Origin of the sequence: Nocardioides sp. NBC_00368 (assembly GCF_036090055.1) — a bacterium.
Lineage (GTDB): Bacteria > Actinomycetota > Actinomycetes > Propionibacteriales > Nocardioidaceae > Nocardioides.
Genome location: NZ_CP107970.1, coordinates 4810812 through 4835703, shown reverse-complemented (window position 1 = coordinate 4835703; position 24892 = coordinate 4810812). Strand labels below are relative to the sequence as shown.

The window sequence follows — 24892 nt, the reverse complement described above, 5'->3', positions numbered from 1 at the left end:
CGCGTCCCTTACGCGGGGCTGCGGAGCCTGCCAGACTCACAGACATGCGCATCGTGACCTGGCTCATCACCAACGCCATCGCCCTGGCCGTGGCGACCTGGCTCGTCGGCGGGATCTACTTCGACGGCCCGACCAGCGGCATGGAGGAGGTCAAGCAGAAGCTGCTGCCGCTGCTGATCGTCGCCCTGGTGCTCGGCATCGTCTCGGCCTTCGTGAAGCCGATCCTGAAGTTCCTCGCGTTCCCGTTCATCCTGCTCACCCTGGGCCTGCTCCTGCTGGTGATCAACGCGGCGATGCTCGGCCTGACCGCCTGGATCCTCGGCCCGACCGGGGTGGGCTTCCACGTCGACGGGTTCTGGACGGCGGTCCTCGGCGGCATCATCATCTCGATCGTCGGCTGGGGCCTCGACCGGGTCTGGCCCGACAGCGACGAGTAGCGGTTCCGGCGCCCGAGATTCGGCATCCGCCCCGCGTTCTTGGCCAAAATGTAAAACTCGGGCCATGAAGATCGCGGTCGTCTGCCTGGGCAACATCTGCCGTTCTCCGATGGCGGAGGTGGTTCTGCGTGACCGTCTCGACGGTGCCGGGCTCGATGACGTGGAGCTGGTCTCGGCCGGCACCGGCGGCTGGCACGCCGACGAGAAGATGGACCGCCGGGCTGCCGCGACGCTGCTCGAGGCGGGCTACGACCCCGAGCGCCACCGGGCCCAGCAGTGGCCGGTCGGGGACCCCGAGACGTACGACCTGGTGCTCGCCATGGATGCCGACAACCTGGCCGATCTGGCTGGTCAGACGCCCGAGGGCGGGTTGCAGATGTTCCGTGATTTCGATCCCGAAGGCCCCGGGGACGTGCCCGATCCCTATTACGGTGGTGCCGAAGGATTCCGGGAGGTGCTGGCGATGGTGGAGCGTACGAGCGATGCGATAGTCGCGTCCCTGGCCACGTCGAGGCCCGGTTCGTGACCCGTCAGCCCGCGGTCGCCCGTCGCGCCGAGCAGCTGCTCGGGGCGGCGGTGGTGAGCACATCTCCGGTCGCGGGCGGTGACATCTCGACCGCAACCAAGATCCGGCTCAGCGACGGCTCGCTGGTGCTGATGAAGGCGCTCTCCCCAGCGCGCGACGACTTCGTGGCCGCCGAGGCCCGAGGCCTCCGCTGGCTGGAGGATTCAGGGGTGGTGCGGGTCCCCGAGGTGCTCGCCGCCGAGCCCGACTGCCTGGTGCTGCGCTGGATCGAGCCGGGCCGCCCCAATGCCGAGACCGCCGAGGACCTCGGCCGGGCACTCGCGGCGCTGCACAGCACCCCGGTCCCGGAGTTCGGGGCCGACAAGGACGGGTTCATCGGCCGGCTGCCGATGCCCAACAAGCCCGCCGACAGCTGGGCCGAGTTCTATGCCGTACGCCGCCTGCTGCCCTATCTCAAGGCCGCCCGTGACCGCGGCGCCATCGACGCCGCCGGTGCCGAGTGCGTCGAGCAGGTCGTCGGGAAGCTGACGTCGCTGATCCCCGAGGAGCCGCCTGCCCTGCTCCACGGCGACCTGTGGAACGGCAACGTGCTCTGGGACCGGAGCGGCGACGCCTGGCTCATCGACCCCGCAGCGTACGCCGGTCATCGTGAGGTCGACCTCGCCATGCTCGCCCTCTTCGGCCTCCCCCACCTGGAGCGGATGATGTCGGCCTATGAGGAGCAGACTCCTCTCGCCGAGGGCTGGGAGGACCGCCAGGGCCTTCACCAGCTCTTCCCGCTGCTCGTCCACGCGGCCATGTTCGGCGGCGGCTACGGCGCCCGGGCGGCCACCGTGGCGGCCCGCTACGTCTGACTGGTCGACTAGTCGACGGAGGCGCCGCAGTCGCCAGCCGGGATCCTCGCCTTCGCCTCGATGCTGGGGAGGTTGGCGGCGGCCGCCTGGGTGCCGAAGTTGCCGAAGACCGCGAGCATGACGTCGTTGATCAGGCTCTCGCGCGCGCCGGCGCCGTAGTAGCGGGCGCCCGAGGCGGCGGCGACCTTCTCGAGGAGGCACTTGTCGGCGGAGTTGCCGTAGGGGATGGTGTAGATCCGGACGTGTGACTCGCTGCCCTCGATGTCAGCGACGAGCGCGTCGTTGGCCGCCTTGTTCTCCTCCTCGTCAGCGCCGTCCGGGGTCAGGTTGGTCGCGCCGTCGGTGAGCAGCACGACGGCCTTCGTCTTGGGGTTGTCGGGGTCGTTCGTCTGCGCGAGGGCGTCGTGCGCGGCCTGGACCGCGGACGGCAGCTGGGTCGTCGTCCCACCGGCCTCGATGGCCCCGATCTCCGCCCTGACCTGGGAGATCCGGTCGCCCATCGGCGCCAGGGCGGTCTTGTGCACGGAGCTCCCGAACGTCCACACCGCGAGCTCGTCCTTGGGCGCCAGCAGCCCGATCGCGGCGTTGGCCGCGCTCTGGACCCGGTCGATCTTGGCGGCCCCCGGTGCGACCTCGTCGTTCATCGACCCCGAGTTGTCGATCAGCAGGATGACCTGGGAGTTCTTGCGTACGCCGTCCCACTCGGCGCGGATCCGCTGGATCGCCTCGGCCTCGGGCTGGGGGAAGGTGTCGTCCTCGTCGACGGATCCGATCTGCTCGAAGCCACCCTCGACGAAGGCGGCCTGTGCCTCGTCCTCGCCGAGGAACTCGTAGAACTCCTCGGCGACCTCGCGCTGGGCCTCGGAGAGGCCTGGCATCAGGACGTACGGATGGTCCATGGCCAGGGTCCCCTCGGGCGGGATGTGCGACTCGAACCTCTTCACCCGTGGGTGGCTCTTCTCACCGTAGCCCGGCAGCTGGTCGCAGTCGGGCTCGGCACCGGAAGGACGGCCGCTGTTGTAGAGATCGACCAGCTGCTTCTGGATCACCAGCGCGTCGACGGGCTCGACGATGCCGCAGTAGAGGTCCTGGACGTACGTCGTCGCCTCGTCGCCATAGCTGCCGACCGAGGACTCGAGCTCACGCACCCAGGAATTCACCGTCTCGTCCTCCGGGGTCTGCGGGGTGATCTCCACGCTCGCTCCGGCGGTGGCGTTCGCCCGGACCGCGGCGTTGTAGGTCAGCATGCTCGCGCCCAGCCCCGAGGTCGACCACAGCGGCTCGTCGCGGCCGAGGACGAACCCGGTGCCCTCGGTCTTCCCGGCGACCGCCTTCGCCTTGAGCCACGCCATCGACACCTCCTCGCCGCCTGCCGTCCCCTCCGGGACCGCGATGACCATCACGCTTTCGGTCGTGGAGCCCAGCGTCTCGTACGTCTTCTCGGTGTCGAGCTCGAGGAGCTCTGTCCACATCGAGGAGGTGGGCAGCCAGACGTCGGGGCGGCTGCGGCCGGTCTGGCTGCGCTCGAACATCGGCTCGACGATCTCGATGTCCCAGTCCGAGGCGAGCGCCTCCATCGCGGCGCCCGAGGTCAGACCCAGGACGTTGACGTCGACGCATCGTCCGTCCACCTCGCGGCCGGTCTCGAACTCGGTGGCGAGATCCCGGACCAGGTCGTCCTTCTCAGTCGAGGAGGTGACCTCGAGGACGACGCACTCGCCCGTGGGCCCGGGCCCGACGATCCAGCGGATCACCAGCACGGTCCCGACGACGGCGAGCACGACCGCGCCGACCACCGCCATGATCGCGTGGGCGCGCACCCAGTTGGCGAGCCAGGCGACCACCGCGGCGACGATCTCGGTGAACGCGCGGGCGAAGCGTCGCGGCAGGCTGATCCGGGCGTTGAGCCGGGCGAACGCCGAGGAGATCAGGACCAGGGTCACCCTGTCGTCGTCGCTGACCGAGCCGTCGCACATGCCGAGCAGGCGGCCAGTCCGGGCATGCACCATCGGCACGCCCTCGCAGTCGCCGACCTCGAGCGGGGCCTCGTTGAGCACCGTCTTGACCTGGACGTGCGCCACCCCGGCGGCCCGGATCTCCGACTCCACCCACACCCCGGCACCGTTGAGAGCGGTCGGGTCGTGCAGCAGCACCTTGGTGTTGACGACCGGGGAGGCGAACCGGAACGGGAGTACGCGGCGGGGCAGCCGCTCGACGCCGACCACGTCGAGTGCGACGATGCCGTCCTCGTGGTCGGCCAGGCGCACCTCGACGCTGACGTCGCCGGTCGCGGTGCGTACGTGCGGGAACCGCACCCGGATCGTGTCGCGGTCGAGGTCGCCGGCGCCGACCGCGGCCTCGGCCACCCGCCGGGTGGTCAGGATCCGCTTCGGCGAGACGACGAACCCGTAGCCGATCGGCTCCCCCGTCTGGTCGAGGACCGTGACGAGTGCGCGACCCCAGCGCTGGTGACGGGTGACCGGCAGCTCGGTCGCGATCCCGATGCCCAGGAACATCAGCGCCACCCAGGTGAACGGCGACCGGACCATGTCGGCGAGGTTGCCCGGGGTCTGCTGGACCGCCCACCCGCCGAGGAAGATCGCCACCATCGCGACCATCGACACGACCGCACGGGGGAAGGGAAACAGGGGCACGCCGGAACTCCAGTGGGGGGTCGCGGGCAAGACGTCCGTCCGGACTATAGGGGGCGACGAGCCGCGGTGAGCCGCAAACGTTTCAAGTGCACGGACCCGGCCGGCCCGCTCAGAAATGCAGCAAGGGCGCTTGATCTGCGTTGTCGCAGGTCAAGCGCCCTTGTCTGACTGGCGGTGACGGTGGGATTTGAACCCACGGTAGGTCTCCCTACACAACATTTCGAGTGTTGCACCATCGGCCGCTCGGACACGTCACCGCCGAATAAGTTACAACCTCGGGGGGTCTTCGCCGAAATCGGGGGCGCCTCGCTGGGCCCCGAAGAAATCCTCCAGCAACGCGCGCTGCTCCTCGGCCAGCAGCCCGGCGACGACCTCGGGCCGGTGGTTGAGCCGGCGGTCGCGTACGACGTCCCACAGCGAGCCCACCGCGCCGGCCTTGTCGTCGAAGGCGCCGAAGACGATCCGCTCGACCCGGGCCAGGACCGCGGCCCCGGCGCACATCGTGCACGGCTCCAGCGTCACCACGAGCGTGCAGCCCTCCAGCCGCCACTCACCCCGCGCCTTGGCCGCCTCACGCAGCGCCACCACCTCGGCATGTCCGGTGGGGTCGGCCTCGGCCTCGCGTACGTTCCTCCCTCGTCCGATCACCGCACCGGCGGGGTCGACCACGACCGCACCGATCGGCACGTCACCGGTCGCCAGGGCAGCACGGCCCTCCTCGAGGGCGGCCCGCATGGGGGCCTCCCATCGGTTGGCAGGTGTCACGCCGGCATGAGGCCGACGGCGTCGTCGAAGGCCTCACCGCAGCCGATCGCGCGGGCGATCTCGGAGAGCGTCTCGTCCGGGTAGAGGTCTTCCTCGAACATGTCGTCGATCAGGATGCCCATGTCGACCGCACTCATCCCGAAGTCGGCGAGGATGCTGAGGTCACCGGCAGGATCTGCCTCCTCGTCCTCGACCTCCTCCGGCAGCGGCAGGCCGAGCATGTCGAGAGCCGACGCTGCCAGCTCCCACTCGTCGGCCGCGGTCACGTCGGAGAGCAGCACCCTGGTCGCGGCGCCGGAGACCCGGACGATCACGAAGAAGTCCTCGTCGATCGCCGCCATCGCGATCGCGCCACCATCGCCCGGGAAGCGGTGGAGCGCGTGCGTCAGAGTCTCGACGTCGGTCAGCAGGTCGTGAGCGAGCTCGCGCACAACCCAGGCGCCGTCCTCGCGATACATCGCGACGGCGAAGTCAACACCCTCGATCTGCTCCAGCTGATCAGACACACGACCAGAGTGACACCGAAACCGCCGTGGGTCTAGGGGGAATTGGTGACCTTAGGACGAACCGATCGTAGGGTTCAGCCCATGGAGACCCTCGTTGTGGACCACCCGCTCGTCGCCCACAAGCTCACCACGCTGCGCAACAAAGAGACCGACTCGTCGACTTTCCGTCGTCTCGCCGACGAGCTCGTCACGCTGCTCGCCTACGAGGCGACCCGCGGTGTAAGGGTCGCTCCGGTGGACATCGTGACCCCGGTCGCGCCGACCCAGGGCGTACGCCTCACCGATCCGCAGCCGCTGATCGTCCCGATCCTCCGCGCCGGTCTCGGGATGCTCGACGGGATGATCCGGCTGCTGCCGACCGCCGAGGTCGGCTTCCTCGGCATGGTCCGCAACGAGGAGACGCTGGAAGCCACGACGTACGCCGAGCGTCTCCCTGCCGACCTCTCCGGCCGCCAGTGCTACGTGGTCGACCCGATGCTGGCCACCGGCGGCACCCTCGCCGCAGCGATCGACTTCCTGGTCTCGCGCGGCGCCGACGACATCACCGCCGTCACCCTCCTGGCCGCCCCCGAGGGCGTCGCCGCCCTGGAGAAGGCCCTTGACGGCATCGAGGCCCCGGTCCGGGTCGTCACCGCGGCCATGGACGAGAAGCTCAACGAGAAGGGCTACATCGTCCCCGGCCTCGGTGACGCCGGCGACCGGCTCTACGGCGTCGCAGGCTGAACTCGCCAGGTCGGGGTAACGCGCAGTTCGTGGGGCTCGGCCACGTGTAACACGTCGTTCGTAGGACTATCCGGTCGTTCCAATAGGGCGAGTAGTCGTACGAACGACGTGTTACACGGGCGGCGGCTCGACCAGCGGCGACTCAGGCCTTGATCGTCACCTTCTCCTCGACGTACGGCTGAGCCTCGGTGGTCTCGGCCTCGGCCGCCTCGGCGGCGCGGGCCTTGCGCTTGGCGGCGACGGCCTTGAAGGGCCAGGTGAGGAGCTGGTCGAGGGTGATCCGGCCGGGGGCGACCAGGCCGAGCACGAGAGCCGCGGCGCCGAGCGCGGCGGGGAGCTCCCAGCCACCCTGGTCGACGAAGACCTCGGTGGTGCGGTGGGCGTACCAGATCGCGCCGGCCATCTGACCCGCGAGCAGCACCCCGGCGATCGGGGCGAAGAGGCCGACGGCCAGCAGCGCCCCGCCGACGAGCTCGACATACGTCGCGACCTGAGCGGCGAGAGCGGGCTCCGGGACCCCCAGGCCGCCCAGGAACTGCTCGGTGCCGGCGAAGCCCTGGTCGTACTTCTGCCAGCCGTGCGCGACGAAGATCCCGCCGACCACCACACGGGCGGCGAGCAGCACGACGTCGTTGAAAAGTCCGGTGTAGGCGTTGCGCCCCACTCGACGACTCATGTCCGGTTCTCCTCTGGGTCAGGTCAGAACAAGCCGCACACGGTAGCGACCTCGGGTCCCGGCCTTTACCACCCGGGGCTTCCCCTCAGCCGAAAGGAAACTCTGCTACGACGTCGTAGGCCGGGCGCTTCCTCGGGCCCTCGCCGAGCCGGGAGTGCACCAGTGCGAAGGAGGAGACGGTCCAGGCCGGGCCACGGTACGCATCGAGCAGCCGCACCCAGTTGCTGAGCTCCACCGGCGTGCCGGTCCGGGCGACCGTCAGGTGGGGCCGGAACCGTCCGCCGTCGACCTCGACCCCGGCCTTGACCAGGGCGTTCCTGGTCCCGGCGGCGACCCGGTCGAGCTCCTCGGCGGCATCGGTCTCGACGTCGGCGTAGAGCACCTTGCCCTCGGCCACGTTGGGGAAGGCACCTCCGCCGGTGATGGTCAGCTCGAAGGGCGTACGCCGCCCCGCGGCCGTCTCCAGCCGCTCGATCGCGTCATCGAGGGACCTGTCCGGGACGTGCTCGGCGAAGGCGAGCGTCAGGTGGAGCTGGTCGGGCGCCGACCAGCGGAAGGCGGCCGCGTCGCGGCGTACGGACAAGAACTCGTCGAGATCCTCGATCACCGACTCCGGCGGGATCACCGCCACGAACATTCGATTCATCGATGCCCATTGTGCCCGGCGACAGGGGCCGGGTCATCCGAGTTGTGTGCCGAGGAGGTCGCCGACGACGTAGGTGACCAGCATGGCAAGCAGTCCGCCGGCGACGTTGCGCATCGCCGCCCGGCCGGGTGGCGCGTAGCCGAGACGCGCGCTGGTCCAGCCGGTGATGGCGAGGGCGATGGTGACCGTGAGCACGGTCCCCCAGATGCGGGCGCTGTCCGGGAGGAGCATGATCGCCATCAGCGGCAGCAGCGCACCGAGGGTGAACGACAGCATCGACGCCCAGGCCGCGGACCACGGCGAGGTCAGATCGTCGACGTCGATGCCGAGCTCGAGAACAGCGTGGGCACGCAGCGCGTCCCGATCGGTGAGCTGCTCGGCGACCTCGGCGGCGGTCTCGGGTTCGAGACCGCGGTCGCGCAGGAACCCCTCCAGTTCCCGCAGCTCCTCCTCCGGCATCTCCCGAAGTTCGCGACGCTCCTTGGCGATCAGCGACTCCTCGGTGTCGCGCTGGGTCGAGACGGAGACGTACTCCCCCGCGGCCATGCTGATCGCGCCCGCCACCAGCGCGGCGACACCGGCGATCAGGACAGCCGTCGTGCCCGTGGTCGCGCCGGCGACGCCCATCACCACACCGGCGGTGGAGACGATGCCGTCGTTGGCTCCGAGCACCCCGGCGCGCAGCCAGTTGAGCCGGTTCTTCAGGCCCTCGGCCCGCTCCTCGGCGTCTTCGTGGCCCGCGTGGGCACCCTCACTGGGGAGCGTCACTGCTTCCCTCGCCGGGGACGGGCTCCTGCGGGTTCTCGCAGAAGCTGACCGGGCCGCTCTCGCCACCGTGGTACTCGTAGGTCTTCCCCGCGGCCTCGAGCACCACGCGTACGCCGTCGGTCAGGACCATCGCGTACATCTTCCCTGGCTCGGGGCAGCCGAGGCTGCCGTCGCGCCAGGTCACCTTGTCGTGGGAGACGACGGTGATCTCCTCGCTCTTCACCCCCTGACGCTCGGCCAGGTCGGCGATCGCGGCAGCGACCTTCGGGTCCTCGGCGGGCGTCGGGTCGGACGATGTGGGCACGTCAGACACGTTAGCGCCTGGGTCGGTCGCCTCGGAGCCACATCCGGCGAACATCGGGGCCAGCGTCAGCGCCAGGACGGGCAGCAGGTACGCCGCCGGGCGGATCTTGCGCGTGTCGGTGTCGGTGCTCTGGTCGGTGGTGTTGTCGGTGGGGGTCATGCCCTTGGGTACGTCGTCGATCCGGCGTTCGTTGCGCATCCTCAGACCCCGAACCGCGTCGTGCGCTCCCGCGTGATCCCGCTACCGCGACCCGCGTCGGCCTCGCTGTCCCAGCTGTAGACCTCGGTTCCGGTGATGAAGACCCGCTCGGCGCGGTGGTCGGTGTCGAGCGGGTCGCCGGACCAGATCACCACGTCGCCGTCGAGCCCGGGAGCGATCGCGCCGACCCGGTCATCGAGACCGAGGAAGCTCGCCGGATTCGTGGTGATCGCGGCCAGGGCGGTGTCGCGCGGGAGGCCGTCGCGTACGGCGAAGGAGGCCTGGTGGACCAGGAAGTTGATCGGGATGACCGGGTGATCGGTGGTGATCGCCACCCGCACGCCGGCGGCGGCCATCGCAGCGATGTTGCGGTTGGCCCGGTTGCGGACCTCCACCTTCGAGCGGCTCACGAACATGGGGCCGTAGATGACCGGGATGTCCTTCTCGGCGAGCACGTCGGCCAGAAGGTGGCCCTCGGTGCCGTGGTTGACCACGAGGCGATAGCCGAACTCCTCGCTCAGCCGGATGGCCGTGGCGATGTCGTCGGCGCGGTGGGTGTGCTGGTCCCAGGCGAGCTCGCCGGAGAGCACACGGGCGAGCGTCTCCTTGCCGAGGTCGCGGTCGAACGGCTCGCCCTTCTCCTCGGCGGCCGCCCTCTTGGCTGCGTAGTTCTGGGCCTCGACGAAGGCCTTCCGGATGATGTTGGCGACGCCGAGGCGGGTCGACGGGGTCTTCTTCTGGTCGCCGTAGACCCGCTTGGGGTTCTCACCGAGGGCGCTCTTGACCGAGACCGAGTCGGAGACGACCTGCTCGTCGATGGTGCGGCCGCCCCAGGTCTTGATCGCGACCGTCTGGCCGCCGATCGGGTTGCCGGACCCGGGCTTGATCACCGCGGTGGTCACCCCGCCGGCGAGGGCGTCGCGGAAGCCCTCGTCCTCGATGTTGATCGCGTCGATCGCTCGCAGGGCCGCGCCGTCCGGGTCGGTCATCTCGTTGGTGTCGTCGCCGGCCCAGCCCTCGCCCTGCTCGTGGGTACCGATGTGGCCGTGCCCCTCGACGAGGCCCGGAAGCAGCCACTTGCCTTTCGCGTCGATGGTGTCGATCCCGGCGGGGACCGCGACGTCGGCGCCCACCGCCGTGATCACCCCGTCCTCGATCACGACCGTGCCGTTCTCGATCGGCTCGCCCGCGATCGGGACGACATACGCGTGGGTGATGGCGACGGAGGAACGCTGAGTCATGACGGTCATCATGCCGGGCTCCGGCCGTCTGTCCGCCCCCAAGTGGAGATCGACTCCGTCATCCCTGTGCCGGCGCGATGTCCAGGGCTGTGCCGTACAGGCGCGTGACATGCAGCCTGATCACCACCCGGCCCTCCACGACCAACTGCTGCAGGAAGGCGGCCTCCTCGGCCGGATCCTGGAAGCCTGGGACGAGGGCCAGCAGCTCCCTGCCAGTGGCGTCACCCGGCTCGGTGGTCACCTCCGACACTTCCGCCTTCCCCTCGGCCACCGCGAAGGACCAGATGTCAGGCCCATTCACATGCAGGGAGACGTGCGGGTTGTTGCGCACGTGACGCGCCTTGAGTCGTTCGGCGGTGGTGGAGACTCGGATGATCCGCTCGATCGGGTCCCAGCCGTACATCACGGTCGACATGTGCGGGTGGCCGCTGCGCTTGACCGTGGCCAGCACACCGAACTGCTGACTGGCGAGCAGGTCGCTGAGGTCCTGATCGGCGAGGACGCGGGGCTCGGCGGGCTTGGTCATGTGGATCAGTCCTTGGGAGGTGAAGCGGCCGGTCAGGCTGCATGGATTGGGCTGCTCGGCGGAAGCAAGAGAGACCGTAACAGATAGTTTTATTATAGACGATCTATTAAGGATCTATTTCGTCTTGCGGGCGTCGGGCCTAGCGTCGAAGCACCGGGAAATGCGCCGACGGGCGCCCACCCGGAGGTGGACGCCCGCCAGGGACGTACGACGAGAGAAGCTCAGAAGCCGAGGTCGCGGCCGATGAGCTCCTTCATGATCTCGTTGGAGCCGGCCCAGATCTTGGTGACGCGGGCGTCGCGCCAGGCGCGAGCGACGCGGTACTCGTTCATGAAGCCGTAGCCGCCGTGGATCTGGACGCAGTGGTCGAGGACCTCCGACTGCGCCTGCGAGGACCACCACTTGGCCTTGGACGCCTCGACCGGGGTGAGCTCACCGCGGGCGTGCGCGGCGACACACTTGTCGACGTACGCCTCGGCGACCTCGATCTGGGTGACCAGCTCGGCGAGCAGGAACTTGTTGTGCTGGAAGGCGCCGATGGACTGGCCGAAGGCCTTGCGGTCCTTGGCGTACTGGACGGTCTCGAGCAGGATCTGCTTGGCCTGCGCGATGTTGGCGACCGCGCACGAGACACGCTCCTGCGGGAGCTCCTCCATCATGTGGATGAAGCCGCGGTTGAGCTCGCCGATGATCTCGGCGTCGGTGACGCGTACGTTCTCGAAGAACAGCTCGGCGGTGTCGGACTCCTCCATGCCGACCTTGTCGAGCTTGCGGCCGCGGGAGAAGCCCTCCTTGGTCGCCTCGATCGCGAAGAGGGTGATGCCCTTGGCGCCCTTCTCCGGGTCGGTGCGGACCGCGGTGATGACCAGGTCGCAGGAGTAGCCGTTGGTGATGAAGGTCTTGGAGCCGTTGATGACCCACTCGTCGCCGTCACGGACCGCGGTGGTCTTCAGCGCGGCCAGGTCGGAGCCACCCGAGGGCTCGGTCATGCCGATGGCGAGCAGGATCTCACCGGAGGCCACGCCCGGCAGCCAGCGCTGCTTCTGCTCCTCGGTGCCGAGACGGACCAGGTAGGGAGCGGTGATGTCGGAGTGGATGCCGACGCAGGTCGGGTAGGCCGCGCCGATCTTGGCGAGCTCCTCGGCGAGGACCGCGTTGAAGCGGAAGTCGTCGGCACCGGCGCCGCCGTACTCCTCCGGGATCGCGAGCCCGAGGAAGCCGTTCTCGCCAGCCTCCAGCCAGAACTCGCGGGGCAGCGCCTTGTCGGCGATGTGCTTGTCGGTGTGGGGCTTGACCGAACGCTCCAGCCACTGCTGGACGGAGGCTCGGAAGTCCTCGTGGTCTTCCTCATAGTGGTCGCGCTTCAGCATGCATCGGAGTCTACGACGCAGTGGTTACTCGGTGGTAACCCTCTCAGGATGCAATCTGGACTCAGTCCTGCCGGATCCGAACCGGCGTACGCCAGGCCACCACCAGCAGCGGCACCGAGACGACCAGGCCGACGACGAAGACGACGTGCAGCGCCGGCGCGAGGACGTCAGCAGGCAGGGCTTCGAGCGGCGGCACCTCTCCCCCGGCGTACTCGCTCCTGACCAGCCCGTTCGCGACCGCACCGAAGAGCGCGACGCCCAGCGCCGAGCCGACCGAGCGGGCGAACATGTTGGACCCGGTGGCCACCCCGCGCACCTCCCAGTCGACCGCCGACCCGGCGGCGACGACGCCCGGGTTGACGGACCAGCCGAAGCCGAGACCGAGCACGAAGCAGGGGATCGCCAGGTGCCAGAACGACGAGTTCTCGCCGACCGTGACCAGCACGAACCCGCCGACGACGACCAGCAGCGCGCCGAGCCCCACCGCGACCCGGAAGCCCCTCACGAGGTAGATCCGGCCGGCCGTGGCAGCCGCGATCGGCCAGCCGATGCTCATCCCGGCGAGCGCGAAACCGGCCACCACCGCCGAGTGACCGAGCACGCTCTGGGCATAGAGCGGGACGTACGTCGTCAGCCCGAGCATCACGACCCCGACGATCAGGCTCGCGGCGTTGGCCGGCGCGAGGACTCGGTGGCCGAGGACCCACGGCGGCAGCACCGGGTCGGCGGCACGCCGCTCGACGAACCCGAAGGCGACGAGGGCGACGATGCCGACCGCGAAGATCAGGTAGGAGGGCGCGGACGACCAGGCCCAGGCGTGACCGCCCTCGAGCAGGCCGAGCAGCAGCGCGATGCCACCGACCGTCAGCAGCCCGGCACCGGCCCAGTCGATGGCGGTCGTCGCGGCCGGCCGGCGGTTCTCGTGGAAGTGGCGCAGGAGCCACAGCGCGACCGCCCCGATCGGAAGGTTGATCAGGAAGATCAGCCGCCAGTCGAGGTAGTCGGCGAAGACACCGCCGAGCGTTGGCCCGACGATGGCGGCGGTGGCCCAGACCGAGGCGACGTACGACGTCGCGACCGCTCGCTCCTCCAGCGTGTAGATGTCGGAGACGATCGTCATCGCCATCGGCTGGATCGCCCCGGCGCCGATGCCCTGGATCGCCCGGAAGACGATGAGCGCGGTCAGCGACCACGCCAGGCCGCACAGCAGCGAGCCGACCAGGAACGCCACGATCCCGGCGATCATCACCGGCTTGCGCCCGAGCCGGTCGGCGACCTTGGCGTAGAGCGGCGTGGTCACCGCGGTCGCCAGCACGTAGATCGAGAAGAGCCACGGGAACTGCTCGAAGCCGCCGAGATCCTTCACCACGCTCGGCACCGCCGTCGCCAGGATCGTCATGTCGATCGCGACCAGACTGAGCGACACCATCACCGCGAGCAGGATCGGCCCGCGTTCGCTACGAAGTCCTACCGAGCTGCGCGTTGGTCTGGTCGTCGAGGTGGGCACATTACTTAGCAATCCTCACGACCACCCATTCATTCCGAGGGGTTCATTCCTCCCGCGCGCGGGCCCCGATCCGTACGTCCAGATCGGCCAGCTCGTCGAGAATGTCGCCCGCGCCCCAGACCTGGTTGCGCGTGCGATTGGTGAGCGGTCGAATGACTCCTGCGCCACGGAGCCGGTCGATGACCCGATGGGTCGTCGCAACGGAGAGACCTAGATCCTCCTCGACATCCTCTGTGGTGACAACGGGTTCTGCCGCCAGCTTCTCCAGCAGCGACTCGGCCGCGCTGCCCCTGCTCGGCTCCACGCGCTCACGCCAGTCATTCGGCAGTTCGGCAAGCCTGGACGCCGTCACCTTCGCTTCCTCAGCGGCGGCGGTCGAAGAGGTCGCGATGATGCTGATGATCGACTCCGCGTCGCCTGCATGGAAGTCGTCCAGCGCCTGGAAGTAGGCGCTGCGCCGAGCCGCCAACGCAGAGGCAACGGGGACGGTCACCGAGCGAGCGATGCGGCGACGACGTACGACTGCCGCGGCAAGCGCTCGGCCGATGCGGCCGTTGCCGTCGGTGAACGGATGGATCGCCTCCAGTTGTGCGTGCGCGATCGCGGCCTGCGGAATCACGGCGAGGTCGTCGCGGGTCGCGAAAGCAATCAGATCTTCCATCAGACCGCCCACTCGGTCCGGGGGCGGCGGCACATAGATCGCGCCCCGGGGGGAGTGGTCACTACCGCCGATCCAGTTCTGCATGTCACGCCAGCGCCCGGCGTAGGGGCCGTCGATGGGGTCGTCACGCATCAGTCGTCGATGCGCATCCAACAGCGTCTCGAGCTCGAGCGGGCCCGAGACGAGCCGATCCAGAGCCCCGGTGGCACGGACCATCGAGAGCGCCGACGAGTTCGACTTCGCGCCATGGAGAGCGCGAACGTAGTCCTCGACCGAGGCGATCTCGTGCTCGATCTTCGACGACGCGATCGACTCGGCCCGCAGGAGCATCGTCGCCAGCGGGCGGAGCTGAGGGCCGTGTGTGGCATCCAGCGACGCGATCGCCCGAACAGCCTCGTCGCACTCAGCAGCCAGGCCGGGCGGAACGCTCAGGCTGATTCCGGAAATGCGCGCAGGAATGCTGACCGTCACCTCTGCCAGTCGACGGTCGTCGATGGTGCCGCCCTTGATGCTCTGGCGCCACGGCACGACGACACGCTCCGCTGCCGGAATCAGTGCCACACCGCGTTCGGTCATGAGACGAGCGTACTCACTATTCTCACATTTCTATGAAAAGTGAGAATAACGGCGGGCCGTTCTCACTTTTCCAGCTCGGCGAGGTCGAAGACCTCGCGCGGGGCGGGCTCCTCGACCTGGAACTCCTTGTCGAAGTCGGAGAAGGTGAGCTCGCCGGAGCTGCCCTGGGTCCACTTCACGATCCGGTGGGGCTCGGAGGCCAGCACGTACGTCCGGCTCTCGGTCTCGCCGTGGGTGACATCGAGGCGCACGGCAGGGCCGTCGGCGGCCATCGCCGGGCCGATCGCCTGGGCCTCGGCCTCGGCCGGGACCATCTGGGCGGTGAGACTGTCGATGCTGCAGAAGGCGCGCAGGCTGGCCATCTCGCCCTCGAGCTTCACCCACTTCTTGCCGACCCGCTTGGCGATGCGCTCACCCTCGCCCTTGGCCGGCGCGATCGCCTTCCAGAACTCCACGTCGCCCTGGTACCAGGCCGATCCGGCGATGGAGCGCAGCGAGATCTCGCCGTCGCCGATGCTGACCTTGCCGACGCAGCTGTCCTCGGCGGAGACGTCGAGGTCGACGGTGATCTTGGTGCCCTCCGGATCGAGCACGTCACCCTCGACATGGACGGTGCGGATGTCGTGCATCGCGGCGCGGGCGTCCTCGGCGATCTGGTTCCCGGGCTCCTTCGCGTAGTCGCGCGCCTGGGACAGTGTTCCCTCCCCCTCGCCACAGCCGGCGAGAGCGCTGGTCAGCGCGACGATGAGGGCGGTCGTGAGCACGGCTTGGCGAAACACCGGCCTATCGTGACAGAAATTACCTAGGGGTCAACGCGAGAGGGCCTGGACGTCGGCGACCCACTCCGGAACGAGCTTGCCGGCCGGCCCCTGACGGGCGTCGTGGAAGAGGTGCGAGGTCTCGGACGGGTCCAGGTTGAGCTCGAGCGTCTTGGCCCCGGCGAGGGCGGCCATGCGTACGAAACCGGCGGCCGGGTAGACGGCGCCGCTGGTGCCGATGGCGACGAAGAGGTCGGCCGCGACGAGTGCGCGCTCGATCAGATCGAGGTCGTAGGGCATCTCGCCGAACCACACCACGTCGGGCCTCAGGGCGTCGTTGCCGCAGCCCGGACAGGCGGGCGCATCGGCGAGGTCGTCGTCCCAGGCGAACCGGCCCTGACACGAGTCGCAGAGGGCCGAGAGCAGCTCGCCGTGCATGTGCACGACCCGGCGGGAGCCGGCTCGCTCATGGAGATCGTCGACGTTCTGCGTGACCACCAGCAACTCGTCGCCGAGGACCTGCTCGAGCCTGGCCAGCGCGATATGCGCCGGATTGGGCGCCACGGACCGCAGCTCCCGGCGGCGGTCGTCGTAGAACCGGTGGACCGTCGCCGGATCGCGGCGGAACGCCTCGGGGGTGGCCACCTCGTCGACGTGGTGCCCCTGCCAGAGCCCATCGGCGTCCCGGAAGGTGGCGAGACCGCTCTCAGCCGAGATCCCGGCTCCGGTGAGCACGACAACTTTCACAAGCATTCAGGCTAGCGAGGTTGACGAAACATCCGCTGCCCCCGAACCGCCGTTTTGGTCACTCGATCAGCCTTTGTGATCGAACCGACGCCGGCCCGATGCCGTCCGGCAGAGGTATGGACTTTTACTGTAAAGGCCCCTTACTGTAATTCGGGTTCCTACAGTTCCCCACTCGGGAGGTCCCATGCTGACCAGACGATCTGTACTAGCCGCCACCTCTGCCGCCTTCACCGTGCCGCTCCTCGGCGGGATCCCACGGCAGGCCCATGCCATGCGCCCACAGGGCGTGAGCGCGCAGGCCACGATCCAGCTCCGCTTCGTCAACCGGACCGGCGCCTACGACAACGCCTCCATCCACTTCTACGTCGTCGGCACCAACCTGGCGACGGGCGAGCAGTCCCGGGTCACCCCCGAGGGGGCGCTCGTGCCCGTCTCCCTCGCCGACAACGGCGCCGACGGCTACGCCGACTACGCGATCCCGTTCACCGGCAGCGGCGACACGCTCTCCCAGATCCCCGCCGACATGTCGGGTCGGATCTACTTCTCGCTCGGCGACAAGCTGAAGTTCAAGGTCAACGAGGGCAACGCGCTCGCCTACCCGGCGGCCTGGGTCGAGTCCGACCCCAGCTACGGCGTGCTGCACGACTGCGTCGAGTTCACCTACAAGAGCGGCCGGATCTACTGCAACACCACCATGGTCGACATGTTCAGCGTCCCGCTCTCGATCGCGCTGACCGGCGAGGAGTCGCCGACCACCGGCACCCTCGTCGAGGGCGGCCGCGAGAAGATCTTCTCGGCGGTCTCGGCCTCCCCCGACTTCGGCTCCCTCGTCGTCGACGACCGCCGGATCATCGCGCCGGGGCACGGGCTGGACGCCGGGAAGTTCTCCTCGACGTTCTTCGACTCCTACATCGACCAGGTGTGGTCGAAGTACGCCGGCGAGGACCTGATCGTCAATGCCAACAACACCACCTTCCGGGGCAGGGTCAGCGGCGACCAGTTCGTCTTCGACGGCGGCGTCAAGGCGTTCAGCCGGCCCTCGACCCGGGACGTCCTCTTCTGTGACGGCGCCCTGGCCGCCCCCAACGACGGGATCACCGGCCCGGTCGCCGCCGTGCTCGGCGCCAGCTTCAACCGGACAACGCTGCTCGCCTCCTCCGATCAGCCCACCGGCGACCCGGGCGGGTTCTACCAGGGCTCACGGGTCCATGCGTACTGCAAGGCGATGCACGACAACACGGTCGACGGGAAGGCCTACGGGTTCGCCTTCGACGACGTCGGCGGCTTCGCCTCGTACGTCGAGGACAACGCCTCCGAGATGACGGTGACGCTGACGCCGTTCTGACCGGCTTCCTCCCCTCTATCGGGGATCGTCGACTCGGCACCCCCAGCCCGCCACGAGGGCCCGTACGGTCGCTCCATGACGTACGTCGTCCTCGTGGCGTGGCTCGTCCAGGCAGCGGTCGGGGTTCTGCTGCTGACGGGCTGGCTCCGACGCGGCCGCGGCCGTGCACGGGTCGCCGTCACCCATGCGACGCTCTCCGTCCTCGGAGCGGCGTCCTGGATCGCGTACGTCCTGTCCGGACCGGTCCTGTGGGCCTGGGCCGCGTTCGCCCTCATCAGCATCGGCAACATCTTCGGCGACAGCATGCTGCTGCGGCGTACGCGGGCGATGGGCGGCAGCCACCTCTCGACGGTCAACGCCTACAAGCTCGCGCTGCGCTCGATCTTCGACGGCCGGCTGCCGGTCCGGGTCGGCTTCCATGCGCTGTTCGCCGGCGTCGTCTACTTCTCCACCCTGGCGATCTGCATCGTCGACACCGTCTCCTAGAAGCTGGGCCGAGCGACGCATTCGCCTACATGGCGCATCGCCGCGGTCGCGACACTCAGCCCCAGGGCACCGTCGCCTGGAGCACGGCCTCGCTCAACGCACGGGTACGCAGCTCGGTGACCTGCTGATACTCGGGGTCGGCGACCATCTGGCAGAACGCCTCCCGCGAGGGGTAACGCACGATCAGCACCGCATCCCAGGCCTGGCCGTCCTCAGCCACGAGAGCGGTCGAGCCGTCACCGGAGTACAACACCTCGCCGCCGTAGCGTGGCAGGAACGTCTTCCCGACGGCTTCCGCGTACTGGGCATAGAGCGCGCGCCCGCCCTCGGCGAAGCGGAGCAGGTTGAGCATCACCACCGGCCCGCCCGGGTCCTCCTCGACGTACCTCTTCAGGTCGCTACCACCTGGATCGACTGCCATGGGCGGATCGTCGCACGCGCGGGGTCCTGCCGCATCGGTCCGAGTGCACAGTCTCCTTCGGCGGCCATCGGAGCATCTGGCCAGAGCGCCGAATTCGGCCGCGCGGCGCGGGCCGCGGCCGGGATACTGATCCCATGGGTGCGGGCGGCGCGGTGCTGATCATCGTCGTCGGGGCGGTTTTGCTGTTCCTGGTTGTGGTCGCGCTCGTCCTGCTGGGGGCGGCCGCCGTGGTGCGGATGTCCGGAAAGAACCCGAAGTCGCTGGCCTGGACCGGGGTCGGCGTGCTCGCGGTCCCGGTGCTGTTCGTCGCCACGCTGGTCGCGTGGGCTCAGCTCGTCCGCGACCCCGACACCATCGAGCTCGACCTGCGCGAGCCGGTCCTGCTCTCCAGCCTGCCCGAGGACAACGAGGACTTCCCCGGGATGCGCGACTACGACAGCGAGCACATCGACCTGGTGCTGCCCGACGGCGAGCGGTTCGAGGCCGAGGTCGACGGGGTGCTGGTCTGGTCCGACGACGGATACGTCATCGGGGTCACCTTCGACCGGCGGGCCCGTGAGGAGGGCGAGATCGAGTCCCTCACCCGGAGGTGGGAGAGGGAGCTCGGTGGCGCCGGGACAGTCGAGGTCGATGCGGACTACTCCGATCACGGACGAGTCCGGGCAGCGGTGCCCGCCGATCCGACCCCATAGGGCCCAGCCGGTCAGCCCGTCCTGTTGGCCACGACGAACGGGCAGGCGAAGGGGTCGCGGTCGCCGAGGCCCACGCGGTTGAGGTAACGGACGACGATGGCGTACGACTCCAGGAGACCGGCCTCGGTGTAGGGGACGCCCTGCTCGGCGCAGTAGGCACGGACCAGGGGCTGGGCGCGGCGAAGGCTGCTGCTCGGCATGCTCGGGAAGAGGTGGTGCTCGATCTGCAGGTTGAGGCCACCCATGAGCAGGTCGACCCAGCGTCCCCCGCGGATGTTGCGGGAGGTCAGGACCTGGCGGGAGAGGAAGTCGATCCGGGTGTCGCGCGGGACCAGCGGCATGCCCTTGTGGTTGGGGGCGAAGCTGGCGCCCATGTAGACACCGAAGACGGCCAGCTGCACGCCCAAGAACGCCGCGCCGAGGCCGAGGCCCAGCACCGAGCAGACCAGCACCGGCCACCCGATCAGCCGCACTGCCAGAAGCGCTGCCTCCGTACGGCGATGCTTGAGGTCACGGTCCTTGACCACCGTGAGGACGGCGCCGAGGTGGAGGTTGACGCCCTCGAGGGTCAGCAGCGGGAAGAACAGCCATCCCTGCCGGGCGGTGAGCCACCGCTTGAGACCCTTGCGTCGCTCGACGTCCTCGGTGGTGAACAGCAGGACCGAGGGGCGGATGTCCTCGTCGGCGTCGACCTTGTTCGGGTTGGCGTGGTGGCGCGTGTGCTTCCGCATCCACCAGCCGTAGCTCAGCCCGACGACCAGGTTTCCGAGGAGGCGGGAGGCCCACTCGTTCTTCGGGCCCGAGGCGAAGATCTGGCGATGGGCGCCGTCGTGGGCGAGGAACGCGGTCTGGGTGAACAGGACCCCGAAGGCCGCCGCGACCAGCAGCTGCCACCAGGTCTGCCCGAGGGCGAGCAGGGCGACCAGGGCGAGCGCGAAGCCGGTGCCGAGGAGAGCCACCCGCCGGGCGTACGTCCTCGGGGACCGCTCCAGGAGACCCACCTGCCTGACGCGACTCATCAGCTCGGTGTAGGCGTTGACCTGACGGTGCGCCTGGGTGGGGAGCGTGGTCATCGTGGTCACCGCCCCAGCCGGCGCAGCCGGGCCATGGCCAGGGGCAGGCAGATCGCGATGATGGCGACCGGCCAGAGGACGGCCATGGTGAGGGCGTGCTCGCCGACCCAGGAGGCCGCCGGGACGGCCGTGTTGCCGAAGAGCTCGCGGGTGGCGATGACGGTCGAGGAGAGCGGGTTCCACTCGGCGGGGAGGGCCAGCCAGCCCGGCATCAGGTCGGTCGGCACGATCGTGTCGGCGACCATGGCGAGCGGGAAGACGAGCGCGAAGTACTTCATCGCCGCCTCGGGGCCGCTGACCAGCAGGCCGAGCAGGATGCCGACCCAGGAGAACGCCATCCTGAGGAGGATCAGCAGCCCGAGCGCGGCGATCACCGCACCGATCCCGAGGTGGGCCTGCCAGCCGAACAGCGTCCCGAGCGCGAGCAGGATGCTGAGCTCGACGACCGCCAGGATCACGTCGGCCAGGGCGCGCCCGGCCAGCACGGCCACCGGCGACATGGGGAGTGATCTCATCCGGTCCAGCACCCCGCCGCGTACGTCCTCGGCGACCGAGATCGTGGTGTTGCCGATGCCGAACGCCATGGTGAGCGCGAAGAGGCCGGGGAGCAGGAACTCGCGGTACTCCTCCCCCGGCACGTTCATCGCGACGCCGAAGGCCTCGCCGAAGACGAAGCCGAACATGGCCACGGCCATCACCGGGATCATCAGGGTGCCGAGGAGCTCGTCGGGGCGGCGTACGAGATGGAGGAGGTGGCGCTTGGCCACCACCCAGGTGTCGACCGTCGCCCACGTGATGCGTGATCCGTGGACGGTGGGTTCGGTCAATGTGGTCATCTCAGGCCCCCTCGGTGATCAGCAGGAACGCCTCGTCGAGGTCGCGGCCGCCGACGCTGGACTTGAGCTCGGCCGGCGTCCCCTCGGCCACGACCCGTCCGCGGTCGACCATCGTGATGCGTGAACACAGCCGGTCGGCCTCCTCCAGGTACTGGGTGGTGAGCAGCACGGTCGTGCCGGAGTCGGCCAGCTCGCGGACCGCGTCCCAGACCTCGATCCGGCTGCGCGGGTCGAGACCGGTGGTGGGCTCGTCGAGGAAGAGCACCCGGGGGCTGCGGATCAGGCTGACGGCCAGGTCGAGCCGCCTCCGCATGCCACCGGAGTAGCCGCGCACCGGTCGGCCGGCGGCCTCGACGAGGTCGAAGCGCTCGAGCAGCTCGTCGGCGCGGGCGCGGGCTTCCCGGGCGCGCATCCGGTACAGGCGGGCGAACATCTCCAGGTTCTGGCGGCCGGTCAGGACACCGTCGACCGCCGCGTACTGGCCGGCGATGCCGATCCGCGCCCGCACGCCGGCCCGGTCGCGGGCGACGTTGCGGCCGGCGACCCACGCCTGGCCGGAGTCGAAGCCGGCGAGCGTGGCCAGGATGCGTACGGTCGTGGTCTTGCCGGCTCCGTTGGGGCCGAGCAGGCCGTGGACGGTGCCGGCGGGGACGGCGAGGTCGATGCCGTCCAGGGCGGCGCCGCGGCCGGGGTAGCTCTTGCGCAGCCCCTGGGTCCAGATGGCGGGTTCGTCGGTGATCATGCTGCTGCCTCCATGTCCTTGGTGGGGATGCGTCGGGCGGCGACCCGGCCATCGGTGGTCGAGCTTGTCGAGACCGTGCTGGCCGGGGTCACCTCGTCGTAGCGGCCCAGAGCGATCCGGGCGATGTTGAGCAGCGACTCGCTGCCCTCGGCGTAGTAGCCGCAGTGGCCGGGGATGTCGCCGGTCCCGAAGCGGGTCGCGCCCAGCTCGGGGTGCAGCGGGCCGCGGCCCAGACCGAGGCGGCCGAGGCGTACCTGCGGGATCAGTCGGATCCGGTCGGTCTCGCCGTACGCCGCCCAGAGCCGGGTGCGTGACCCGAGCTCGGAGCGGTGCACCACGCCCATCCCGGGGCTGCCGAGCGCTACGCAGTCCTCGGCGCGGGCGCTGGCGAGGGCGAGGCCGGCGACGGTCGAGCCGTAGCTGTGGCCGACCAGGGTGAGATGGGCGGCGCGCGGCAGGTAGTGGGTGAGGGCGGCCAGGTCGCTGGCGCCAGCGTAGGCAGGCCCGTTGGTGATCGCGTTGTACCACTCCGGCGGCGAGTGGTAGCCCAGCCAGACCACCACTGCCGACCGGCTCTCGGGCGCGATCTCCTGCATCGTACGCAGCAGCAGCTGCCCCCGGGAGCGCGGACTGTGGGCCTCGGTGCTGGTGAAGTAGTTGCCGAGGTGGTGGCCGTTGCCGGGCACCAGGACCGCGATGTGGTCGGCGGTCACGACATCCCCGAAGACCTCCACGACCCGCGCCCCTCCGGGCGGGTCGCAGGCGAGGAGGCGGGGTCCGATGGTTCCATCGGCCTCGTTGAGGCCGTATCTGAGCGGCGTCACAACTGTCATGGCTGTGACGCTAGGTTTCAGGTTCCCCGCCGCACGTCACTCTGGGGAGCCAATCGACCCCCTACCGGGGTAGTGCGGGATGACCCTGAGGGCCGGTCAGGCTAGACGTGCGGCGCGACCAGGCCGCTCTCGTAGGCGAAGACGACGGCTTGGGCGCGGTCGCGGAGGCCGAGCTTGGCGAGGATGCGGCTGACATGGGTCTTCACGGTCTGCTCGGCGAGGAAGAGCTCGGCGGCGATCTCGCTGTTGGAGCTGCCGCGGGCGATGTTCTCCAGCACCTCGCGCTCACGCTCAGTGAGCTGCTTGAGGCGCGGGTCCTGCTTGCGCTTGCGCGGGGCGCGGGCGAACTGCGCGATCACCTGCCGGGTCACCGAGGGCGAGAGCAGGGCCTCGCCGGCGTGGACGACCCGGATCGCGGAGGCGAGCTCGTCGGGCGAGGCGTCCTTGAGGAGGAACCCGCTGGCGCCGAGACGCAGCGACTCGTGGACGTACTCGTCGGCGTCGAAGGTGGTCAGCATGACCACCTTGGTCTGGGCTGTGGCCGGGTTCTCGGAGAGCTGCCGGAGCGCCTCGATGCCGTCCATCACCGGCATCCGGACGTCCATCAGCACCACGTCGGGATGCGTACGCCGCACCACCTGCAACGCCTCGGAGCCGTCCGCCGCGGTGCCGACGACCTCGATGTCCGAATGGGTGCTGAGCAGCGCCACGAAGCCGGAGCGCACCATCTCCTGGTCGTCCACCACCACGATCTTCACCGTCACGGGGTCTTCCTACCGCGTTTGGCGGGCGTACGCACCGCGGTTTGGGCCGGGAGCCGGGCCGCGACGACGAACTCGCCGTCGATCGCTCCCGCGGTGAGGCTGCCGCCGACGGCGGCGGCTCGTTCGCGCATCCCGATCAGCCCGTGACCGCCGCCTGTGGACTCACCGGAGGCGGCGGCGCCGTCGAGCGGGTTGGCGATGCGTACGGTCAGGTCTTCTGCCTGGTCGATGTCGACGCTCACCGCCTCGTTGGGAGCGTGACGGCGGGCGTTGCTGAGCGCCTCCTGCACGATCCGGTAGGCCGCGGTGCCGACCTCGGGCGCCACGTCGGCGAGCTCCGGGAGGTCACCGCGCACCTCGACCCGCTGCCCGGTCCCGCGAGCAGACTCGAAGAGCTCACCCAGGCCGTCGATGCCCGGCACCGGGACCCGTCCCGACTGCCCCTCCTCGGTACGCAGCACGTCGAGCACCCCGCGCATCTGCCGCAGCGCCGAGGCCGCCAGGTCGGCGATCTCGGCGAACTCGGCCTCTGCCGCTGGGCTGACGTCGTCGACCCGGTGCGGCGCCGATCTGGCCTGCACGGTGATCAGCGACATGTTGTGGGCGATCACGTCGTGGAGCTCGCGGGCGATGCGTGCTTTCTCTTCGACCACCGAGCGGCGCTCGTGCTCCTCGCGCAGTGCGCTGCGGCTCTCCGAAAGCCGGCGGGCGACGGTGGCCAGCGCGCCGATCAGCAGCGCGAGCGAGGCGAAGTTGGCCACCTCCACGACCGAGGGGACGAAGTCGTTCCACGCCAGCCCGACCACGGCCAGAACGAGTCCCGCGGCGACCTGGATGCCCAGGGTGATCGCAGCCAACCGCCAGCCGGCGACCAGAGTCAGCACCAGCAGTACCAGCAGCTGGGTCAGCGTCGGCGGTGGCACCATCCACGGCCATCCTGGCGGGCTCTCCCTCGCGACCGCCAGCGCGGCCACGGTGACCGCGACCAGGGAGAGCCCTGCCGCCTCCACCGGACGCCGGAGCGCCAACGGGATCGAGCCGGCGTGCGTGACCCCGATCAGCAGGGCGACCCCACCCGCGACGTCCCAGGCGTCGGTCAGGATTGCCGCCTCCACGATCGCCAGCACGGTCGCGGCGACGTACAACGCCAGACGACCGCGGCCGAGCCAGGTCTTCAGCATGTTCAAGTAATACCAGGCACGAGAGCGCGGCCGGCGCGCGATTGACCGCTCGAGGAGTGGTCACTGTGGGCTCTCC

The 24892-nt window shown here is 69.6% G+C and carries 28 protein-coding genes and 1 tRNA gene; 7 read left to right on the top strand and 22 right to left on the bottom strand.

The features are described from left to right. Positions 1-44 precede the first annotated feature (44 nt). From OG984_RS23090 to OG984_RS23080, 3 genes are all read left to right on the top strand, one after another. Complete coding sequence (locus OG984_RS23090; RefSeq protein ID WP_328528520.1) at positions 45-437, top strand: phage holin family protein; 393 nt, start codon at positions 45-47, stop codon at positions 435-437. 64 nt (positions 438-501) lie between these two features. Continuing rightward, on the top strand, positions 502-963 hold the full coding sequence (locus tag OG984_RS23085) for a low molecular weight protein-tyrosine-phosphatase (protein WP_328528519.1): 462 nt from the start codon (positions 502-504) through the stop codon (positions 961-963). Then, a complete protein-coding gene (locus OG984_RS23080; RefSeq protein ID WP_328528518.1) occupies positions 960-1817 on the top strand; it encodes a fructosamine kinase family protein in 858 nt (285 codons plus the stop codon). The genes OG984_RS23085 and OG984_RS23080 overlap by 4 nt, the downstream gene beginning before the upstream one ends. 8 nt (positions 1818-1825) lie before the next feature. Here the strand turns inward: OG984_RS23080 and OG984_RS23075 are convergent, their stop codons facing one another. From OG984_RS23075 to OG984_RS23060, 4 genes are all read right to left on the bottom strand, one after another. Next, complete coding sequence (locus OG984_RS23075) at positions 1826-4471, bottom strand: VWA domain-containing protein (RefSeq protein WP_328528517.1); 2646 nt, start codon at positions 4469-4471, stop codon at positions 1826-1828. A 169-nt stretch (positions 4472-4640) separates the two neighbouring features. Next, positions 4641-4728, bottom strand: a tRNA-Ser gene (locus OG984_RS23070). A gap of 10 nt (positions 4729-4738) precedes the next feature. Then, on the bottom strand, positions 4739-5206 hold the full coding sequence (locus tag OG984_RS23065) for a nucleoside deaminase (RefSeq protein WP_442940917.1): 468 nt from the start codon (positions 5204-5206) through the stop codon (positions 4739-4741). Positions 5207-5232: 26 nt separating this feature from the next. Beyond that, positions 5233-5742 (bottom strand): tRNA adenosine deaminase-associated protein, encoded by a 510-nt coding sequence (locus OG984_RS23060; protein ID WP_328528515.1) that lies wholly within the window; start codon positions 5740-5742, stop codon positions 5233-5235. 81 nt (positions 5743-5823) lie between these two features. Between OG984_RS23060 and upp the strand changes: the two genes are divergently transcribed. Continuing rightward, positions 5824-6465: a uracil phosphoribosyltransferase gene (gene upp, locus OG984_RS23055; protein WP_008354663.1), complete on the top strand. Its 642-nt coding sequence runs from the start codon at positions 5824-5826 to the stop codon at positions 6463-6465. A gap of 142 nt (positions 6466-6607) precedes the next feature. Here upp and OG984_RS23050 read toward each other — a convergent pair whose 3' ends face one another. From OG984_RS23050 to OG984_RS23000, 11 genes are all read right to left on the bottom strand, one after another. Continuing rightward, a complete protein-coding gene (locus OG984_RS23050) occupies positions 6608-7141 on the bottom strand; it encodes a DoxX family protein (protein ID WP_328528514.1) in 534 nt (177 codons plus the stop codon). An 85-nt stretch (positions 7142-7226) separates the two neighbouring features. Then, positions 7227-7787 (bottom strand): RNA 2',3'-cyclic phosphodiesterase, encoded by a 561-nt coding sequence (thpR, locus tag OG984_RS23045; protein ID WP_328528513.1) that lies wholly within the window; start codon positions 7785-7787, stop codon positions 7227-7229. Between the two features lie 33 nt (positions 7788-7820). Further along, complete coding sequence (locus OG984_RS23040) at positions 7821-8555, bottom strand: VIT1/CCC1 transporter family protein (protein WP_328528512.1); 735 nt, start codon at positions 8553-8555, stop codon at positions 7821-7823. Further along, on the bottom strand, positions 8539-9057 hold the full coding sequence (locus OG984_RS23035) for a hypothetical protein (RefSeq protein ID WP_328528511.1): 519 nt from the start codon (positions 9055-9057) through the stop codon (positions 8539-8541). The genes OG984_RS23040 and OG984_RS23035 overlap by 17 nt, the downstream gene beginning before the upstream one ends. A 2-nt stretch (positions 9058-9059) precedes the next feature. Beyond that, positions 9060-10298, bottom strand: coding sequence for an amidohydrolase (locus OG984_RS23030; RefSeq protein ID WP_328528510.1), 1239 nt, complete (start codon positions 10296-10298; stop codon positions 9060-9062). A 58-nt stretch (positions 10299-10356) separates the two neighbouring features. Further along, positions 10357-10824, bottom strand: coding sequence for a PPOX class F420-dependent oxidoreductase (locus tag OG984_RS23025; RefSeq protein WP_328528509.1), 468 nt, complete (start codon positions 10822-10824; stop codon positions 10357-10359). A gap of 221 nt (positions 10825-11045) precedes the next feature. Further along, on the bottom strand, positions 11046-12194 hold the full coding sequence (locus OG984_RS23020; protein ID WP_008354678.1) for an acyl-CoA dehydrogenase family protein: 1149 nt from the start codon (positions 12192-12194) through the stop codon (positions 11046-11048). 61 nt (positions 12195-12255) lie between these two features. Beyond that, positions 12256-13701: an MDR family MFS transporter gene (locus tag OG984_RS23015; RefSeq protein ID WP_328528508.1), complete on the bottom strand. Its 1446-nt coding sequence runs from the start codon at positions 13699-13701 to the stop codon at positions 12256-12258. A gap of 43 nt (positions 13702-13744) precedes the next feature. After that, a complete protein-coding gene (locus OG984_RS23010; protein ID WP_328528507.1) occupies positions 13745-14938 on the bottom strand; it encodes a Fic family protein in 1194 nt (397 codons plus the stop codon). Positions 14939-15000: 62 nt separating this feature from the next. Next, positions 15001-15717, bottom strand: coding sequence for a hypothetical protein (locus tag OG984_RS23005; RefSeq protein WP_328528506.1), 717 nt, complete (start codon positions 15715-15717; stop codon positions 15001-15003). Positions 15718-15747: 30 nt separating this feature from the next. Beyond that, positions 15748-16449: an NAD-dependent deacylase gene (locus OG984_RS23000; protein WP_328528505.1), complete on the bottom strand. Its 702-nt coding sequence runs from the start codon at positions 16447-16449 to the stop codon at positions 15748-15750. 178 nt (positions 16450-16627) lie between these two features. Here OG984_RS23000 and OG984_RS22995 point away from each other — a divergent pair, with 178 nt between their 5' ends. Both OG984_RS22995 and OG984_RS22990 read left to right on the top strand, forming a co-directional pair. Continuing rightward, entirely contained in the window at positions 16628-17788 is a 1161-nt protein-coding gene (locus tag OG984_RS22995) for a beta-1,3-glucanase family protein (protein ID WP_328528504.1), read from the top strand. Positions 17789-17863: 75 nt separating this feature from the next. Continuing rightward, on the top strand, positions 17864-18274 hold the full coding sequence (locus OG984_RS22990) for a hypothetical protein (RefSeq protein ID WP_328528503.1): 411 nt from the start codon (positions 17864-17866) through the stop codon (positions 18272-18274). Between the two features lie 55 nt (positions 18275-18329). On the opposite strand, the gene OG984_RS22985 is transcribed toward OG984_RS22990, so the two are convergent. Next, entirely contained in the window at positions 18330-18695 is a 366-nt protein-coding gene (locus OG984_RS22985; protein WP_328528502.1) for a DUF1330 domain-containing protein, read from the bottom strand. Between the two features lie 134 nt (positions 18696-18829). Here OG984_RS22985 and OG984_RS22980 point away from each other — a divergent pair, with 134 nt between their 5' ends. Next, positions 18830-19387, top strand: coding sequence for a hypothetical protein (locus tag OG984_RS22980; protein WP_328528501.1), 558 nt, complete (start codon positions 18830-18832; stop codon positions 19385-19387). A gap of 11 nt (positions 19388-19398) precedes the next feature. On the opposite strand, the gene OG984_RS22975 is transcribed toward OG984_RS22980, so the two are convergent. From OG984_RS22975 to OG984_RS22950, 6 genes are all read right to left on the bottom strand, one after another. Further along, positions 19399-20460, bottom strand: a complete 1062-nt coding sequence (locus OG984_RS22975) for a fatty acid desaturase family protein (protein WP_328528500.1) — start codon at positions 20458-20460, stop codon at positions 19399-19401. A gap of 5 nt (positions 20461-20465) precedes the next feature. Next, entirely contained in the window at positions 20466-21296 is an 831-nt protein-coding gene (locus OG984_RS22970; protein ID WP_328528499.1) for an ABC transporter permease, read from the bottom strand. A gap of 1 nt (position 21297) precedes the next feature. After that, positions 21298-22038 carry an ABC transporter ATP-binding protein gene (locus OG984_RS22965; protein WP_328528498.1) on the bottom strand — a complete coding sequence of 247 codons (741 nt, stop codon included), beginning with the start codon at positions 22036-22038 and terminating at the stop codon, positions 21298-21300. After that, on the bottom strand, positions 22035-22871 hold the full coding sequence (locus OG984_RS22960; protein ID WP_328528497.1) for an alpha/beta hydrolase: 837 nt from the start codon (positions 22869-22871) through the stop codon (positions 22035-22037). The genes OG984_RS22965 and OG984_RS22960 overlap by 4 nt, the downstream gene beginning before the upstream one ends. Positions 22872-22972: 101 nt before the next feature. Next, on the bottom strand, positions 22973-23635 hold the full coding sequence (locus tag OG984_RS22955) for a response regulator transcription factor (RefSeq protein WP_328528496.1): 663 nt from the start codon (positions 23633-23635) through the stop codon (positions 22973-22975). Then, a complete protein-coding gene (locus tag OG984_RS22950; RefSeq protein WP_328528495.1) occupies positions 23632-24816 on the bottom strand; it encodes a sensor histidine kinase in 1185 nt (394 codons plus the stop codon). Before OG984_RS22950 ends, OG984_RS22955 begins: the two co-directional genes overlap by 4 nt. Between the last annotated feature and the right edge of the window lie 76 nt (positions 24817-24892).